This window comes from Paucisalibacillus globulus DSM 18846, from assembly GCF_000482485.1.
Lineage (GTDB): Bacteria > Bacillota > Bacilli > Bacillales > Amphibacillaceae > Ornithinibacillus > Ornithinibacillus globulus.
On sequence record NZ_KI519437.1, the window covers coordinates 13,497 to 29,093 of the forward strand.

At 36.2% G+C, this 15,597-nt stretch carries 17 protein-coding genes and 1 riboswitch; of the genes, 5 read left to right on the plus strand and 12 right to left on the minus strand.

All coding sequences use genetic code 11. The features are described from left to right. Window positions 1-164: 164 nt before the first annotated feature. On the plus strand, window positions 165-1,367 hold the full coding sequence (locus tag K332_RS0115470) for a PLL family lectin (RefSeq protein WP_026908284.1): 1,203 nt from the start codon (window positions 165-167) through the stop codon (window positions 1,365-1,367). A gap of 157 nt (window positions 1,368-1,524) precedes the next feature. Beyond that, the gene (locus K332_RS0115480) at window positions 1,525-2,904 is read left to right on the plus strand and encodes an amino acid permease (protein ID WP_026908285.1); all 1,380 of its coding nucleotides are present in this window, start codon (window positions 1,525-1,527) and stop codon (window positions 2,902-2,904) included. 67 nt (window positions 2,905-2,971) lie between these two features. Here K332_RS0115480 and K332_RS0115485 read toward each other — a convergent pair whose 3' ends face one another. The 7 genes from K332_RS0115485 to K332_RS0115515 all read right to left on the minus strand — a co-directional run bounded on the left by K332_RS0115485 (window position 2,972) and on the right by K332_RS0115515 (window position 9,610). Continuing rightward, window positions 2,972-3,691: a sulfite exporter TauE/SafE family protein gene (locus K332_RS0115485; RefSeq protein WP_425414465.1), complete on the minus strand. Its 720-nt coding sequence runs from the start codon at window positions 3,689-3,691 to the stop codon at window positions 2,972-2,974. A 224-nt stretch (window positions 3,692-3,915) separates the two neighbouring features. Beyond that, window positions 3,916-4,917, minus strand: a complete 1,002-nt coding sequence (locus tag K332_RS0115490; protein WP_026908287.1) for a sensor histidine kinase — start codon at window positions 4,915-4,917, stop codon at window positions 3,916-3,918. Further along, a complete protein-coding gene (locus K332_RS0115495) occupies window positions 4,914-5,621 on the minus strand; it encodes a response regulator transcription factor (protein WP_026908288.1) in 708 nt (235 codons plus the stop codon). The genes K332_RS0115490 and K332_RS0115495 overlap by 4 nt, the downstream gene beginning before the upstream one ends. Before the next feature lie 219 nt (window positions 5,622-5,840). Then, window positions 5,841-6,335 (minus strand): hypothetical protein, encoded by a 495-nt coding sequence (locus K332_RS0115500; RefSeq protein ID WP_026908289.1) that lies wholly within the window; start codon window positions 6,333-6,335, stop codon window positions 5,841-5,843. Next, a complete protein-coding gene (locus tag K332_RS23350; protein WP_026908290.1) occupies window positions 6,328-7,857 on the minus strand; it encodes a sensor domain-containing diguanylate cyclase in 1,530 nt (509 codons plus the stop codon). The genes K332_RS0115500 and K332_RS23350 overlap by 8 nt, the downstream gene beginning before the upstream one ends. Before the next feature lie 113 nt (window positions 7,858-7,970). After that, a complete protein-coding gene (locus K332_RS22695) occupies window positions 7,971-8,747 on the minus strand; it encodes a tyrosine-protein phosphatase (RefSeq protein WP_051359495.1) in 777 nt (258 codons plus the stop codon). A gap of 35 nt (window positions 8,748-8,782) precedes the next feature. Continuing rightward, window positions 8,783-9,610 carry a TrmB family transcriptional regulator gene (locus K332_RS0115515; RefSeq protein WP_026908291.1) on the minus strand — a complete coding sequence of 276 codons (828 nt, stop codon included), beginning with the start codon at window positions 9,608-9,610 and terminating at the stop codon, window positions 8,783-8,785. 160 nt (window positions 9,611-9,770) lie between these two features. Here K332_RS0115515 and K332_RS0115520 point away from each other — a divergent pair, with 160 nt between their 5' ends. Together K332_RS0115520 and K332_RS0115525 are read left to right on the plus strand one after the other, a co-directional pair. Next, complete coding sequence (locus K332_RS0115520; RefSeq protein WP_026908292.1) at window positions 9,771-10,400, plus strand: homoserine/threonine efflux transporter; 630 nt, start codon at window positions 9,771-9,773, stop codon at window positions 10,398-10,400. Between the two features lie 268 nt (window positions 10,401-10,668). After that, window positions 10,669-11,688: a LysM peptidoglycan-binding domain-containing protein gene (locus K332_RS0115525; protein ID WP_026908293.1), complete on the plus strand. Its 1,020-nt coding sequence runs from the start codon at window positions 10,669-10,671 to the stop codon at window positions 11,686-11,688. 46 nt (window positions 11,689-11,734) lie between these two features. Here K332_RS0115525 and K332_RS0115530 read toward each other — a convergent pair whose 3' ends face one another. After that, window positions 11,735-12,286, minus strand: a complete 552-nt coding sequence (locus K332_RS0115530) for an NADPH-dependent FMN reductase (RefSeq protein ID WP_036689133.1) — start codon at window positions 12,284-12,286, stop codon at window positions 11,735-11,737. A 139-nt stretch (window positions 12,287-12,425) separates the two neighbouring features. Continuing rightward, window positions 12,426-12,575: a hypothetical protein gene (locus tag K332_RS24240; RefSeq protein ID WP_169727369.1), complete on the minus strand. Its 150-nt coding sequence runs from the start codon at window positions 12,573-12,575 to the stop codon at window positions 12,426-12,428. Between the two features lie 137 nt (window positions 12,576-12,712). Continuing rightward, window positions 12,713-12,891, plus strand: a riboswitch (cobalamin riboswitch). 162 nt (window positions 12,892-13,053) lie between these two features. Between K332_RS24240 and K332_RS0115540 the strand changes: the two genes are divergently transcribed. Further along, window positions 13,054-13,536 carry an acyl-CoA thioesterase gene (locus K332_RS0115540; RefSeq protein WP_026908295.1) on the plus strand — a complete coding sequence of 161 codons (483 nt, stop codon included), beginning with the start codon at window positions 13,054-13,056 and terminating at the stop codon, window positions 13,534-13,536. Between the two features lie 121 nt (window positions 13,537-13,657). On the opposite strand, the gene K332_RS0115545 is transcribed toward K332_RS0115540, so the two are convergent. The 3 genes from K332_RS0115545 to K332_RS0115555 are packed head-to-tail and all read right to left on the minus strand — an operon-like array spanning window position 13,658 to window position 15,594. After that, a complete protein-coding gene (locus tag K332_RS0115545) occupies window positions 13,658-13,963 on the minus strand; it encodes a PTS sugar transporter subunit IIB (protein WP_026908296.1) in 306 nt (101 codons plus the stop codon). Next, window positions 13,963-14,301 carry a PTS lactose/cellobiose transporter subunit IIA gene (locus tag K332_RS0115550; protein ID WP_026908297.1) on the minus strand — a complete coding sequence of 113 codons (339 nt, stop codon included), beginning with the start codon at window positions 14,299-14,301 and terminating at the stop codon, window positions 13,963-13,965. The genes K332_RS0115545 and K332_RS0115550 overlap by 1 nt, the downstream gene beginning before the upstream one ends. 3 nt (window positions 14,302-14,304) lie before the next feature. Then, window positions 14,305-15,594, minus strand: a complete 1,290-nt coding sequence (locus tag K332_RS0115555) for a PTS sugar transporter subunit IIC (protein WP_026908298.1) — start codon at window positions 15,592-15,594, stop codon at window positions 14,305-14,307. Window positions 15,595-15,597 lie beyond the last annotated feature (3 nt).

Genomic DNA, 15,597 nt, shown 5'->3' on the forward strand with positions numbered 1-15,597 from the left:
TCACTCTTTTTGTTTTATTTCTTCCTTTTAATTATTTCTTATTTAGTTTTTTATATGTGGTGGTATTCCCATCATCACTCTTTTCCTTTCCATGAAATAGGCTTATTTACCACTGCCAACTAAAAACCACTCGCATATTCTAATTAAAAAGCGGAGGAATGCGAATGTTTTATTATCAATATTATTTCCCTCAATTTGTACCAGTACAATACTACGGGCAACCATTATATATGAATAGACAGCAACCAAGTGTCCAACAAATTTTACAAACTATTCGTTCGGAGCATAATAATTTATATCAGGAACTTGAAGATGCAGGAATGAACAGGCAAATTACAGAATACGTTTTTTTCTTTATGGTGAACTATGTAATCAATCAAGCCAATACGAATCAAAATGCAAATCAAATCTACAATCAATTTCAAAGACAGGTTCCATGGTTTAATTTGCTATTTAGACAGCATAATGTTCCACAAAATGTTGCCGATCGTGTATTAATAAGGGTAATTCAAATCACGCTAGAGCTACTCAAGGATGATGAAGGTCAGCCTGGCCATGGGTGGGCTAGTTGGGAAGACTTAGGTGGAGTTCTTACTTCAGCACCGGCAGCGGCATCTTGGCAACCTAATCGTTTAGATGTATTTGGAAGAGGGACCGATAATTCACTTTACCACATATGGTGGGACGGTCGTAGATGGAGTGAATGGGAAAACCTTGGTGGCGTTCTAACAAGTCCTCCTGCCGCTGTTTCTTGGGGACCAAATCGCATTGATGTGTTTGTGCGTGGAACAGATAATTCGCTTTACCACAAATGGTGGGATGGATCCCGCTGGAATGATTGGGAAAACCTTGGTGGTGTTCTAACCAGTGGACCGGCTGTTTCTTCTCGCCGTACTAATCAATTAGACGTGTTTGTACGCGGGAATGGAAATCGCCTTTATATGAAAACCTGGAATGGATCCCGATGGTTAGATTGGGAGGATCTTGGTGGAAACTTAAATTCTGATCCAGCAGCAGTATCTTGGGGGCCAAATCGAATCGATGTTTTCGCTAGAGGCCGGAACAATGATTTAATTCATAAATGGTGGAACGGAAACAGATGGAGTGATTGGGAAAGCCTTGGTGGAACATTAACTAGCGCACCAGCTGTCTCTTCTCGCCGAACGAATCAACTAGATGTATTTGTTCGTGGTACGGGAAATAGACTTTATAAACGCACCTGGAACGGCACACGTTGGGAAAACTGGGAGAATCTCGACGGTAGCTTAACATCTGCTCCAGCAGCTGTTTCTTGGAATCCTAATCGAATTGACGTCTTCGCTAGAGGTCAAAATCAATCATTAATCCATACCTGGTTGGAAAGATAATTCAAAAGCACTAAACCTAAAGGGGTACAATTTAATCTTGTGCCCCTTTTTCAATTTGGTATAATGGAAAGATATTTTCCAGTAAAAACTACTGTCAAAGAAAGTAATAGTCTACTTAAAACAAATCAACATCTAGAAAAGCAAAAGAGGGTTTCATGTGAATAAACTTAGAAAAAAAGATATTAATCAAATGATTTATCAGAAAGATGGTATACAACTCAAGCGCACATTAGGAGCATTTGATTTAGTAATGCTTGGGGTCGGAGCGATCATTGGAACTGGTATTTTTATTTTACCAGGGACGGTGGCTGCTTTACATTCTGGTCCCGCTATTATTTACTCATTCATCCTTGCAGCGATGGTTTGCTCGTTAGCTGCGATGTGTTACTCCGAATTTGCTTCGTCCATTCCAATAACAGGAAGTGCTTATACCTATAGCTATTCTGTATTTGGGGAAGTTGTTGCTTGGATTGTGGCTTGGGCATTAGTACTGGAGTATGGTCTAGCCGCTGCTTCTGTTTCAACAGGGTGGTCTGCTTATTTTGTTTCCTTATTAGAGGGTTTTAACATTACCATTCCAACTGCAATTACAGGGCCTTTTAATCCAGCAGAAGGAACCTATATTAATCTCCCTGCTATCGTGATTGTTCTATCGCTAGCTTTCTTCCTCTCGTTTGGATTACAAGGATCGAACCGACTGAATAAAATTATGGTATTTATTAAAATAAGTGTGATATTGCTGTTTATTATTGTAGGAGTTTTCTACGTAAAACCAATGAATTGGGAGCCCTTTTTACCTTTTGGGTGGGATGGTGTATTTTCGGGTGCAGCACTTGTATTTTTTGCTTATCTTGGATTTGATGCTGTTTCTTCTGCTGCAGAAGAGGTTAAAAATCCGCAAAGGACAATGCCAATTGGTATTATTGGTTCCTTGTTAATTTGTACATTATTATATGTAGCAGTTTCCCTTGTATTAACCGGAATGGTTTCCTATACCAACTTGAATGTTAGTGACCCTGTTAGTTTTGCAATGGAAATGGTAAACCAGAATTGGATTGCCGGGTTTATTTCACTTGGTGCTATAGTTGGGATGATGACAGTGATTCTTGTACTACTGTACGGAGGAACTAGATTACTTTTTGCACTTGGTCGAGATCAATTATTGCCCAAAAAAATGAGTCGCTTAAATAATAACAACTCACCAGTCTTTAGCACATGGATTTTTTCCATCCTTATTGCTTTATGTGCAGGTTTATTACCATTATCCAAACTTGCTGAAATGACGAATATGGGTACTTTACTCGCATTTACGATTGTATCAATTGGTGTGATCTTTTTAAGGAAGAATAAAAAAGTCTCAAGCGGTGGATTTAAAGTTCCACTATTTCCTTTTATACCAATTTTATCCTTTGTATCGTGTATCTTTTTAATCACACAACTATCCATTGATACATTAATAGCATCTGGAATTTGGTTTCTATTTGGATTAATCATCTATTTCTTTTACGGAAGAAGACATAGCTTAATGAATAAATAACAAAGACTAAGTGGAGGCTTGGATCAAAGTATTGTGTACTGTAAAACACTTGGGTCCAAGCCTCTCTTTAATACAATCCTTCTATTAACAAGTAAATTCCAGTGAAAAGCAGAATGACATATGTACCGATACGAAAGATATGTTGATTAATCCGAGTGAATAATATTTGGCCTAGATATAAACCCAGTAATACAAGTGGCAAAGCAACACTACTAGAGATCCAGACAACTTTATTTGTTCCAACAAAAATAACTTGTATGATTAGGCTAACTAGATAGATAAATAAGTAGAAGCAAAGTGTTGTAGCTCTTAACGTTTCCTTTTGTGTATTGGTCCCTGAGAAATACAACAATAGTGGCGGCCCAGGCATGCCAATACTAGTTGTTAAAGCACCTGCGAGTCCCCCTACAACTAAATCCCTTCCTTTTGAAGAGCTAATCCGAAACTTAAGAATGAGTAGCAGGGTTAAGACTAAAATAACAAGACTGATACCTATCTTTAGTTTGTCTATATCCATCATCAAAAATATACTTATACCCATTGGAAGCCCGAATACACTTCCCACGACAAGTCTTTTAACAATGGTAAAATCAATATCGCTTCTAATCTTCCAAATTAGTGCAATGGAAATAATAAGCGAAAGTACTAAGTTTATTTGTATTGCTTCAGCTGGTCCAAATAACAGGAGAAGAAATGGTGTTGCTAAAATGGAGAACCCAAATCCTGTGCTCGTTTGTAGGATTGAGGCAATTAAGATAATGATGAAGAAAAGCAAAATTTCCATAATCCACGCCCTTCTAACTATTAATCATTTATTAAACCCTTTATTATAGGGATGTTGCCATGCTTATTGCATAAAAAACGCCTTCCTTATTCTAAAGGAAGGTCCCTGATTATTTACTTTTTTCATTTAACCTGTGTCTTATAAAAGAAATGAACACATGAAAGGAACACACCATTTACTACACTGTACTATGAAAAATATAAGCGATTGATTTTCTTCCACGGTATCTACAAGATTGTAAGGTTTTGTGTTTCGGAAAAAGTCACTCGAAATGTCGTGCCCTTATTTAATTCTGATTCCATTTCTATTTGATGACCAAGGTAATTAGCTGTTTCCTTTGTTAAATACAACCCCATTCCAGTAGACTCTCTAAATTTCCTTCCATTTTCTCCTGTGTAAAACGGATCAAATATCCGCCGCCTATCCTCAACCGGTATACCAATTCCGAAATCTGTTACCTCCAATACGGCTTCTTTATCCCGTTCATAAATAGAAATGACAATACGATTACTTTTTCCCGCGGAATATTTAACTGCATTTTGAATGATCTGGGATAAAATAAAAAACAACCATTTCTCATCCGTCTCTACAGTTATTCCCTCTTTCTCTTCTTCTAACTTAGGATAAACCTGATTCCGAATATAAAATCGTTTATTTTCACCATTGACCTCATGAACGATATTGGCTAAGGTTACCGGCTTAATATGAAAATCCTGTTCAATTGTCCGAAGCCTAGCCATGTAAAGAACCGTATTCAGACCTGTTTTCATGCGATCTGTTTCCTCGCGTATACTGGATGAATCTGGCTCATCTAAGCCCTGGGCAGTCAGTTCGATAACCGAAAGTGGTGTTTTCATTTGGTGTACCCATTGATCCATAAACTTTCGATACTCCTCTTGTTGATGCTCTAATTGACTAAGCTGATTCTGAAGTAATCTATATTGTCCTTGTATTAAATGATCAAGTGCCACTGACATTGGCGCTTGTTCCGTTCTCTGAAAGGACTCATCTAAGGAATCGATTGGGCTATCAAGTCGTTTATAAAACTTACGATGATTCAAATAATGAAAGATGAGGTAACAACCAAGAAAGAAAAAATTAAGAAAAGCGGCATAAAGAAAAATTTTTGTATCACGATAGCCATCTAGCCAAAAAATTGATAGAAAAGTTAACAACTGAACTACTTGTATGGAAACAAGCAGATAATGTTCTTTCATGAACAGTCTCATACTTCATCCTCCTTGTTCCATGTAACAACTAAACGATACCCAGCGCCCCTCACTGTTTCAATAGCATCTTGGATACCAATTTCCTGAAACTTTTTCCGCACCCTTGTTATATTTACATTTAATGTATTTTCATCTACATACGAATGATCATCCCAGAGCTTTTCCAATAAATCCTCACGACCGGCTACCCTAGGATATCGTTCCATTAAGCTTTCTATAATATCCGATTCCTTTTTGGATAATGAAACAGTTTCCATTTTTAATGTTAGTGCTAGCCTCTCAGGAAAAAGTTTAAGACCTGTATTCTCTAACACGCGCTCACTAGCTCGTGTAGCATACTCTCCATATGCGCGTCTTAAGTGACTTCTTATTTTTGCCATGACAACTTCTGCGTGAAACGGCTTTGTGATAAAATCATCACCACCATTTTCCAGTGCCATAATTTGATCCATTTCGCCAACCCGTGCAGATATAAAGATAACCGGACAAACAGATTTTTTCCGTATTTGCCTACACCAATAATACCCATCATAGCTTGGTAAATTTATATCAAGTAGAACGAGTTGTGGTTGTCTTTTATGAAATTCATCCATCACATGGTCAAAGTCTGTTACAACAGAAACCCCATAACCGTACTTCTCAATGTGGATATGAAGATGTTCTGCAATTTTTGGGTCATCTTCTACAATCATTATCTTTTGCATCTGTTTTTCTCCATTTCCGAAACAGTCATCATATTGATAGAAAAAAATTCACTAATTTAAGTTTAGAAAAACTCACATTCATTCGTCCTTTTGCGAATGTATTAGTTTTTCTTATGTCAACGGAAAGTTTTTTATACTTTGCTAACTAGTAAAAAAAACTAGAAGTACACCTTCAGATGCGCTTCTAGACTCTTCACATTATATTACTATTATATCAATTTATCCTATATTTTTATTATACATAAGTTGTTTGTAAACTTCTTCAGAAATATCATTTAATGTTGTCTCATGAATTAGTTTAAATGTACTAATCTTTAAATAATCAGCTTCATTTATTTTACCCTGTTCTAACAGTTCATCCAGCTTCGGAAGTCTAAAGCTTTTAATCGGCAAATAGGCGATGGTTTGTTTACTATGGTCTATTTCTAAATATATTTTTATACCTATTAGTTCAGGGAAAAAATAAGAAGTATATTCCCGGTCAATTAAAAGATCATTTTTGTTGGCATTCTTAATATTCTCTATACTACTTGGTAATGAAACAACATAAACCATTTGGTCAAAAGAATACGATAGATCCAAAATATCTAGTCCAAGCTGTCGTGTCATCTTTCTTGTAAAACGTTTTAACTCCATTAAGTAAAAGACCCGACTAGTAAATATAAGTATTCCTATAAAAACAACCATACCAATGAAAATAATAACACTACTCATCATGTAGCACCCCTTTACCTGCTACAACTCTATTTTTCCCAGTTCGCTTCGCCTCATAAAGTGCCTTATCTGCTGAATCAATTAGCTCCTGAATTTGCATAGAATCTGTTACCTTTTTCGTAGCAACACCAACACTTATCGTCAAGTTGCCAAATGGTTGCTTTTCTTCATAGGGAAAAGATGTATTGGCTACATTTTCTCGTATACTTTCTGCAACTTCTACTGCACGTTTGGTATCCGCTCCTGATAACAAGACACTAAATTCTTCTCCACCAAACCGAAAAGCTAGTTGCCCATCTGCGAGTGTATTCTGAATAACTTCGGATAGTTTAACTAGAACCTGGTTACCGATCAAATGCCCGTTCGTATCATTAAAATGCTTAAATGAATCAATATCTATCATAATGAGTGATAAGATTGTCCCGTCCCCAACCAAACTAAACTCTTCTAATTGGTTTTGAAATGCTCGCTGATTTAAAAGATTAGTTAAGCCATCACGAAGAGCCATATTTTCAATTTGGTTATATAGATGTGTTTGATAGATGGCAATAGCTGCTTGGTTGGCAAGTGGAATAACACTATCAATCTCTGCTGCAGTAATAGACTTTTTATTTACCGGATTATCCACTAAGAGTACTCCAACCTTATTTCCTTGGCTTACAAGTGGGAAAACAGCCAGTTCCGCTATATTAAACTCTGCAACAAATCCCTTTAATATTTCGTCTGTTTGATCCAATCCATCCAAATGACAAGGAATACCACTTTCCAATGTCCTCGATAAGAAACTTTCTTGCTCCAGTGAGATTTCAAATGTTTTTACACGGTCATTCAGCTTTTGATCTGTAGTTTCCACTTTTCCCTTCATTTGAATCAGATCATTTAAGTCATACTTTTTCCTAGAAATTTCCTCCCAGGTCTTCAAACCTTCTGCAACTGTCATCGGTCCAGTCCCCATCTTACCTTTAAGCCTTGTACCACTCTTATCAGTTAGCATAATAATCGCTCGATTAAATCCTAAACCATAGCCTGCGGTTACGGTAGTGAGTATGGTTTGTAACAGTTTTTCCAAATTCAATGTTTGCTGCATTGTCAGACTAACTTCACGAAATAAATTAAGTTGCTTTGAATTGTTAAGTAAAATGGATAACCTATCATGGCTTTCCGAAGTAACCGCTCTCATATATCTAGTAGCAAAAAATAAACCGACTACAAATACTATATAACCAGAAACTATTAAGATTGCATTCTCATCTTGGAGTACTACTATCTGTAAAAATGCGAGTAAAGAACTAGTGATTCCCCCAATTAGTCCAAAACTAATCACAGAAATACTAATGACTAACAAAAGGCTTAAACTAAAATAGGTAAAATCAGATAAAAATCCATAGATTTCTATGAATACTAAACTTGAAAGAATTAATACCCACTTATTAACGGTGTCTCTTCCTTTAAATCGCAGAAAGTTTGCAATGATTGCAAGACTACACGCTATTGTCAGGAATAAAATATAATCGATTACCATTTGCAATTCTCCCATTGATATAGAACTTTAGTACTATTTTACCATATAATAGGTTAAAAGAATCGGACTAATTACTACAAAAAGTTACATATTTCCATATTAATACATTCGCTTTAGGAATCTAGCAAACGGCTTCGTAATGTACTTAAATCATTTGCCGATAATCCTAATCCTTCAGAAAGGTATACATCTATACTGCCAAAATTCTTTTCGATTTCATCATAAAATGCTCGGATATATTCCAAACGTGCCTCATAAATAGCCCTAACAACATCAATATCAATAAAGTCAGGCATGCTATAACCAATTTCAGCAAAGCCCCTTTCCATTTCTTTTAATGAATTATTTGTATACATGTAATCCGCTTCTATTACAGTTTGAGGTATACCAAGTGCACTTAATAAAAGGGCAGCAACAGCACCTGTCCTATCCTTCCCTGCCATGCAATGAAATAATAACGGCTTGTCAGGATCCATTAACAAGATTTTAAAAACTTCTGCAAATCCAGCTGTATTGGCCACTAACCCACGATTCAAGGAAATTAACATTTCTCCTGGCTTACTTCCGACAAGCTTACTCTCAAATTGATTCAAATCGCCTGCTTGTCTTACTACTTTTTCATCCTTAATCAAAGGGATATGATGCCATTTCGCACCATCAATTGCCGGATCTGGGTGCTTCTCTATCTCATCATCATCTCGCAAATCAACAATATGCTTAATACCCAATCCTTTTAAGGCTTCCTTATCAGATTCTGTTAATCTACTCAAATTTCCAGAACGAAATAGGACACCACTTTTCACACGACGTCCATCACTAGTCTCATAGCCACCTAGTTCACGAAAATTAAAACAACCTTCCAAAACTATCTCACGTAAGACTTTCTCCATATTCTTCTCCCCCACATATTAAATTTCATGTATATTTACTTAACGTAATGTTTCTTAAAGTCCGGATGTATCGAAAACTTTCTGCGTAAATCTTTGAGATTTTTTCCAAAGGTTTTTTCTAATATATCCCCATGAGCTTTTAGCATTTCTAAAATATATAAATCATGGATGATTACTTCTGTTATTGGCATTACTAGTCCGACATGCATCGTCCAAGCTGCACGACTATCTTTTCCTAAAGAAACAATGCCCGCGACTACCTCCGAGTCATCTGCACTAAACACAAGCCATCTGCCACTATACTCTTCCGTGATCTGTTGGCTCATTTCATTTAAGTATACATTTGCAAAATCAGCTTCTACATCGCCATAAGCAATTAGTGTAACATTGACCCCTTTCTTTGCCGCATCCCTAAGCTCGGCTTCCAATTCAAGATATTCTTCTTTCCAAACCTCTAATAATACTCGTTTTTTTGCCCCAGTAATACATGCCTTCACTTTTTCCAAAATGTCTTTACTTCCCCTAATATTCCAGATGTTCTCCCGATCAGTTGAGGATTGATTAAATTGTTCAAAAAGCTTCTCGGCCTGGTCAAAATCTGCTTTAGCTTTCTTGCGACGATTTCTAATTAATTCCTTAGCTGGAACAGGGACATACTGTGGTTTTTCACCATGACTAATGAATATATCTCCTCTTGCAACTAATCCTTCTAATACCTCATATATCTTCGAACGTGGTACCCCAGAGTTTTTGGCAACAGCATATCCTGTTAGAGGCGATTCCTCCAATAACGCTACATATGCCTTCGCTTCATACTCCGTAAACTGTAAGCTTTTCAAGGTCTCTAATATGTTCTTGATCATTTTCCCTCCTCCGCAATGGTTCGCTAGGTAGTAATTCTTATTTTAACAAAACTTACTTGCGTTTTGAAATTTTTCTGATAAAATATACAAAAAGTAGTTACTAGGGTAGTCACTATAAAATGAAGGCTTTATAATAGCATAGCTGAGAGGAGAAAGTTGTATGGACTTATTATCATACATACTGATAGCAACATTTATGGTTGTATTACCTGGAGCAGACACAATGCTTCTTATTAAAAACACACTTACTTATGGCCGAAAAGCAGGACGCTTTTCAGCACTTGGCACTGCGGCAGGTCTTACCTTTTGGACATTAATTGCGATATTCGGTTTATCAATGACCATCGCAAAATCAGTTGTATTATTCAATACTATTAAGTATTTAGGTGCAGCATATTTAATCTATTTAGGTATTAAGAGCTTTTTTTCCAAGAACATGTTTTCACTAGAAGACTTCAAAGAACATGCCAAGCAGCCTTTGAAGCAAGTGAGTCAAAAGGGGTATAAAGAGTCCTTTTTGCAATCCCTACTTAGCAACATTCTCAATCCCAAAACTGTTCTTCTTTATATTACAATCATGCCGCAATTTATTGACTTTCATTATCATATCAATCAACAACTAATCTTATTAGGATTAATCCTTACCGTTCTTGCAGTTCTTTGGTTTTTAATCCTAGTTCAAATTGTCGATTACGCTAAAAAATGGATGAACAATCCCCGATTTCAAAAGATTTTTCAAAGGTCCACCGGTTTTATATTAGTTAGTTTTGGTATTAAAACAGCAATTTAAGAAAAACAAATTGCAAAGATGTTATACATCATTTTATCCTCGTTTAGTGATGGAAATGATTTAGGAGAACTTCCTATGAATCATTTCCATACTGGTTCGTGTTTGAAATAATTCCAATAACGCTATAGCAGTCTGTTCCTTGTAGGAAATTTTATTATATTTTCAGGTCTGATAATTAATCCGTTCCTTAAGGGGGGCGGTTTTTCTTTGTATAGAAACAAGATTTTATCTGAGAATAATTAAAAAGATAAAGGAAAGGAAATGAAGAATGGAGACAAGAGGTTGGGTTGTCATATTTTTTACTTTCATATTGCTGGTATCAGCATCCCCTAGTTATGCTAAAGGACTTACATCAGCTAATATACATATCGTCCAATCTGGTGATTCCTTACCAAGCATTGCCAAACGTTTTAATACTACTACCACTGATTTAAAAGTAACGAATGGTCTTCAATCTGATTTCTTAGTAGAAGGGCAACGTTTACGGGTACCAGTTTTCCACGAAGTATCTCCAGGAGAGACATTAGAAGAAATTGCCTTGACCCATCATTCAACTGCTGCATTAATTATAGAAACCAATAATCTTACAACAAACACTTTATACCCAGGTCAAATACTAAAAGTCAAACCAAAGAAAATGACAATGGAAGGTCAACATATTCTGATGTCAAAACAGGAATTTAAAGATTGGTTATTTAATCAACAAATGACAAGAGATATTTATTTAATTCAACAACATCACACTTGGAAACCATCCTACAAACACTTTCGAGGTAATAATCATTTTCAATTATTAAATAGCATGCAAAATCACCATATGAAAGCAATGGGTTGGAGTAATATCGCTCAAAACATTACTACCTTCCCTGATGGAAAGATTGCTGTATCTAGACCTTTGAACATTGCACCTGAAGGATCTATTGGACCAAAGGCAAACAAACATGGGATTGCTATTGAGAACCTTGGAAACTTCGATCTTGGGCATGACAAAATGACGAAGGAGCAGAAAGAAACGATTGTGTACATCACGGCACTACTTAGTTTAAAGTTCGATTTAATCCCTTCCATTGATACAATTACCTATCATCATTGGTGGAACTTTAAAACAAAAGAACGGGTACTTGATGATGCCAAAAGCAATGAAGTCAAATCCTGCCCAGGAACTAACTTTTTTGGTGGGAATTCAACGGAAAGTGCAAGGGAATATTTTTATCCCTTAGTCGAAGAAAAAATGAAAGAAATTCAAGAAACAGTCCATCAGAATCCTGTAAAAGAAAATCACCGTTAATTACAATCATCTAGGTAATTAACGGTGATCTTTATAGTTACTATTTCTATTTCTCGATTAACTTTACAAACTTAGCTACAAACTTTTGCAGGAATTCTACTGTACCTTCGTTTGTAAGAGAACCACTTTCATCTAATAATGTTGCAACATTACCTATATATGCCTCTGGCTGTTGGAGTACTGACATATTTAAGCAAGTAAGGGATTGACGTAAGTGATGATTGGCACCAAATCCACCAATTCCTCCAGGTGATTGACTAATAATTGCGGCTGGCTTTCCACCCCATCTATTTTCCGTTTTTGGACGGGATCCTGTATCAAGTGCATTTTTTAGAACTGCTGGAACAGAACGATTATATTCAGGTGTTATAAATAAAAAGGCATCGAACTCACCTAGCTTATTACGAAAATCTACAACTTCTGTTGGTACATTATTTTCATCATCAAAGTCTTGATTATAGAATGGGAGGTTACCAATTTTAATACATTCTATTTCATACCCATCTGGAAATAATGTTACCACATTGTTAGCTAGTTTCTTAGAGTATGATTCTCTCCGCAAACTACCAACTAAAACTCCAACCTTTTTCACACTCATCATCCTTGTTTGAATAGATTTGTTTATAATGGACAATTGTAAGGAAAATTATTAATAAAGTCAAAAAAGTTTGTCTAATGTCGGAGATAAAGGAAAAGCAGCACCCGTGATGGTGCTGCTTTTCCTACGTTATTCCACCTTACTCATCATCTATTTCTCCGTCCCCAATTTCATCTTCTTCTTCAATTTCCTCTACATCTTCCCCTTCCTCAGGTAGCTCATCGTCTCCACAAGCTGCAAGGGAGAAAGTAGGAATGATTAAGAATAACAATAATAAGAACCTTTTCATTTTTATAACCTCCTTTTTCGGTAGTTTTTCCTTGGTACTTATATGTTATTCCAGTAAATAAATCTAAGCTTAGCACTCCAGTTAATTTGTAAAAACATTATTTTTTTAGTATATTGTGCTATGTAAGGAAATTAAATAATTTGACCATTAATATTGGTGTTTTATTTAGACTTAATAGGGAATCTGGTGAAATTCCAGAACTGTACCCGCAACTGTAAATGCTGACGAAATAATCATATCCACTGTTTTTAAACGGGAAGGGATTAGAGTAGGTGAAAGCATAAGTCAGGAGACCTGCCAGTATTAAAGCGTATTATCTTCTTCGGGAGTTGGGGAGGTAAAGCGAGGGAACCCATAATAACAGTGTATTCTTTTACAATGTTATATTCTCTTGTAACTTAAACCATCCGTCTGTGATGGCTTTTTTTATCTTTCCTTTTCACTGAGATAACAACTGACTAGAAAAGAGGAATTTCGAATGGAAGAAGAAGGACTACCTGCAAGTGTTTCCAGAACTAGCCAAACAAAACTAGTATTACCTCCAGATACCAATCATTTAGAGACCATTTTCGGTGGAACGGTTTTATCTTACATTGATGAGATTGCAGCGATTACAGCTATGAAGCACAGTAACCGAGTAGTTGTGACTGCGTCGATTGATACCGTTAATTTCCTTTCCTCTGCAAAGGTGGGAGATATCTTACATTTAGAGGGAGTCGTTATATCTACCGGAAGAACTTCCATGGAGGTTTATGTAAAAGTAGAATGCCAAAGTCTGAAATCAAAAGAAAAGACGTTAACCACTACGGCCATCTTAACAATGGTTGCAGTAGATGATGAAGGAAAGCCTACCCCTGTACTTGGTGTAATACCTGAGACTAATCAAGAAGAGCAATTATTCCTCACTGCTGAAAAAAGAAGGAAACGGCGATTACAAGTACGCGAAGAAAAGCTTGAATAACTTGTTCAATGTCAAAAAGGCTTGTACATTTAGTAGTGGTCCCTGAAAGTTAGGATGGAAGAACTAACTTTTAGGGCGCTGTACTTTTACAAGCCTTTTGGGTTTCTAACTATATCATTATTTATTTATTCAATAATTCAATTGCTTGATTTAATACCTTATCTCCTTGAATCATGCCATATGCTATAGAATCAATAACATCAACTTTAATCCCTTTAGGCTCTACTTGTTCTCGGATTTTTTTCTCAAGATAGCGAACTTGTGGACCAATTAGAACTATGTCAAGTCCTTCCAGACTGTTCTTTAATTGCGATTCCGGAACTGCTTCGATTTCCGCAACCAGGTTTTTCTCATCAGCAGCTGCACGCATCTTTTTAACGAGCATAGATGTAGACATACCAGCTGAACAAACTAATAGTATTTTCATTACTTTTCCCCCTCCATTTGTTGCATTCTTTCATACATATCAATCATTTCATTAGCTAAATCTTTAACTGCCATAGATGTCATTAAATGATCCTGCGCATGTACAAGAATCACAGTAACCTGACTTTGATTACCACTTGCTTCTTCCTGTAAAAGATTCGTTTGGATATGGTGCGCTTCAATAAATTCTTTTTCTGCTTCTTCAATTTTTTCCCGTGCCTCTTTAAACTTGTATTCTTTTGCTAGCATAATTGCTTCCATCGCAAATGAACGTGCATTTCCTGCGTGAAGAATTATGTTAAACGAAAGCAATTGTAGGTCTTCCATAGTTTCTGCCATTCATTACAAACCTCCCATTTTCTGTTTTAGTGTTCTTACTCCAGCCATAACAAAAGGGATATACATGATTACAGCAAGTGCAATATTAAATATTTGTAAAGCAATACCACGCCAGCTACCACCTGTAACAAGGTAACCACTTAAAATTGGTGGTGTTGTCCATGGTAAAATTGCAACTGTCTTCGGTACCAGTCCGGTTGATATTGCAAAATAGGAAATGATTGTTAATGTGACTGGTATTAAAATAAATGGGATAAGCATTACTGGGTTTAAAACAATTGGTAAACCGAATATTACAGGTTCATTTATGTTGAATAATCCTGCAGGTGCCGATAGTTTAGCTACTTCTCGATAAGGATGTTTCTGTTCATTTCGCACAACAATAAATATCGCTATGATTAGTGCTATCGTAGTACCGGACCCTCCCATGTATACATAAGAATCAAGAAATGGTTTTGTTACAATATAAGGCACATCAAATGCAGACACACCACTAGCAAAAAGGTCTGCATTTTTCTCAATTAACGGTAAGTAAATGGGTTCAATGACAGATCCCAAAATATTTGTTCCGTGCAATCCAAAGAACCATAATAAGTGGTTAAGGAATGCAATAATAATTGCAGCTGGTAATGTGTTACTTAATCCTTGTAATGGCTTTTGTATCGCATTAAAAATAACTTCGAAAATACTCATTTCAGCAAATACATTCATTAGCGCTTGGAATAATCCAACTAAAATCAAAATTAAAATTGATGGAATTAATGCTTTGAATGACTTTGCAACACCTTCTGGAACCCCTTCAGGCATTTTAATTGTAAATTTAGATCGAACTAACACTCGGAACAATTCAGTTATAATAAGTGATAAAATAATTGCTACGAATAATCCTTGTGCCCCTAACCAAGCAAAGTTTAATCCCCAATCCTCTGTAACAGGCACAAGCATAATATAGGCCGCTGCAGAAAGTAAACCTGCTGCTAGTCCATCAACATCATAAGATTTAGCAAGGTTATAAGCGATAGAAAAAGCAATGAGTAACCCCAGAACAGCAAATGTACCATTCCAAATAGACCCTCCAACTTCTTGCCAATTACCTTCTCCAAAGATACCATTCAATATCGAAACGAGATTAAAGCTACCAAATGGCGGAAAGTTATTAATTAATACAGCTAAAGACCCAACTATAATCAGTGGCATAATAGCTACAAATCCATCTCTTATCGCGACTAGATGTCGTTGCGCTCCAATACGACCAGCAATTTCAATAAACTTTTGCATGAATTTATTATTCACAAT

Bases quoted from the DNA above. Each gene is read 5' to 3' on its own strand.
- K332_RS23350 (WP_026908290.1), bottom strand. From the start codon at position 7,857: ATGGTAATCGATTATATTTTATTCCTGACAATAGCGTGTAGTCTTGCA.
- K332_RS0115490 (WP_026908287.1), bottom strand. From the start codon at position 4,917: ATGAGACTGTTCATGAAAGAACATTATCTGCTTGTTTCCATACAAGTA.
- K332_RS0115500 (WP_026908289.1), bottom strand. From the start codon at position 6,335: ATGAGTAGTGTTATTATTTTCATTGGTATGGTTGTTTTTATAGGAATA.
- K332_RS24240 (WP_169727369.1), bottom strand. From the start codon at position 12,575: ATGAAAAGGTTCTTATTATTGTTATTCTTAATCATTCCTACTTTCTCC.
- K332_RS22695 (WP_051359495.1), bottom strand. From the start codon at position 8,747: ATGGAGAAAGTCTTACGTGAGATAGTTTTGGAAGGTTGTTTTAATTTT.
- K332_RS0115470 (WP_026908284.1), top strand. From the start codon at position 165: ATGTTTTATTATCAATATTATTTCCCTCAATTTGTACCAGTACAATAC.
- K332_RS0115495 (WP_026908288.1), bottom strand. From the start codon at position 5,621: ATGCAAAAGATAATGATTGTAGAAGATGACCCAAAAATTGCAGAACAT.
- K332_RS0115520 (WP_026908292.1), top strand. From the start codon at position 9,771: ATGGACTTATTATCATACATACTGATAGCAACATTTATGGTTGTATTA.
- K332_RS0115550 (WP_026908297.1), bottom strand. From the start codon at position 14,301: ATGGCAGAAACTATGGAAGACCTACAATTGCTTTCGTTTAACATAATT.
- K332_RS0115530 (WP_036689133.1), bottom strand. From the start codon at position 12,286: ATGAGTGTGAAAAAGGTTGGAGTTTTAGTTGGTAGTTTGCGGAGAGAA.
- K332_RS0115525 (WP_026908293.1), top strand. From the start codon at position 10,669: ATGGAGACAAGAGGTTGGGTTGTCATATTTTTTACTTTCATATTGCTG.
- K332_RS0115540 (WP_026908295.1), top strand. From the start codon at position 13,054: ATGGAAGAAGAAGGACTACCTGCAAGTGTTTCCAGAACTAGCCAAACA.
- K332_RS0115515 (WP_026908291.1), bottom strand. From the start codon at position 9,610: ATGATCAAGAACATATTAGAGACCTTGAAAAGCTTACAGTTTACGGAG.
- K332_RS0115545 (WP_026908296.1), bottom strand. From the start codon at position 13,963: ATGAAAATACTATTAGTTTGTTCAGCTGGTATGTCTACATCTATGCTC.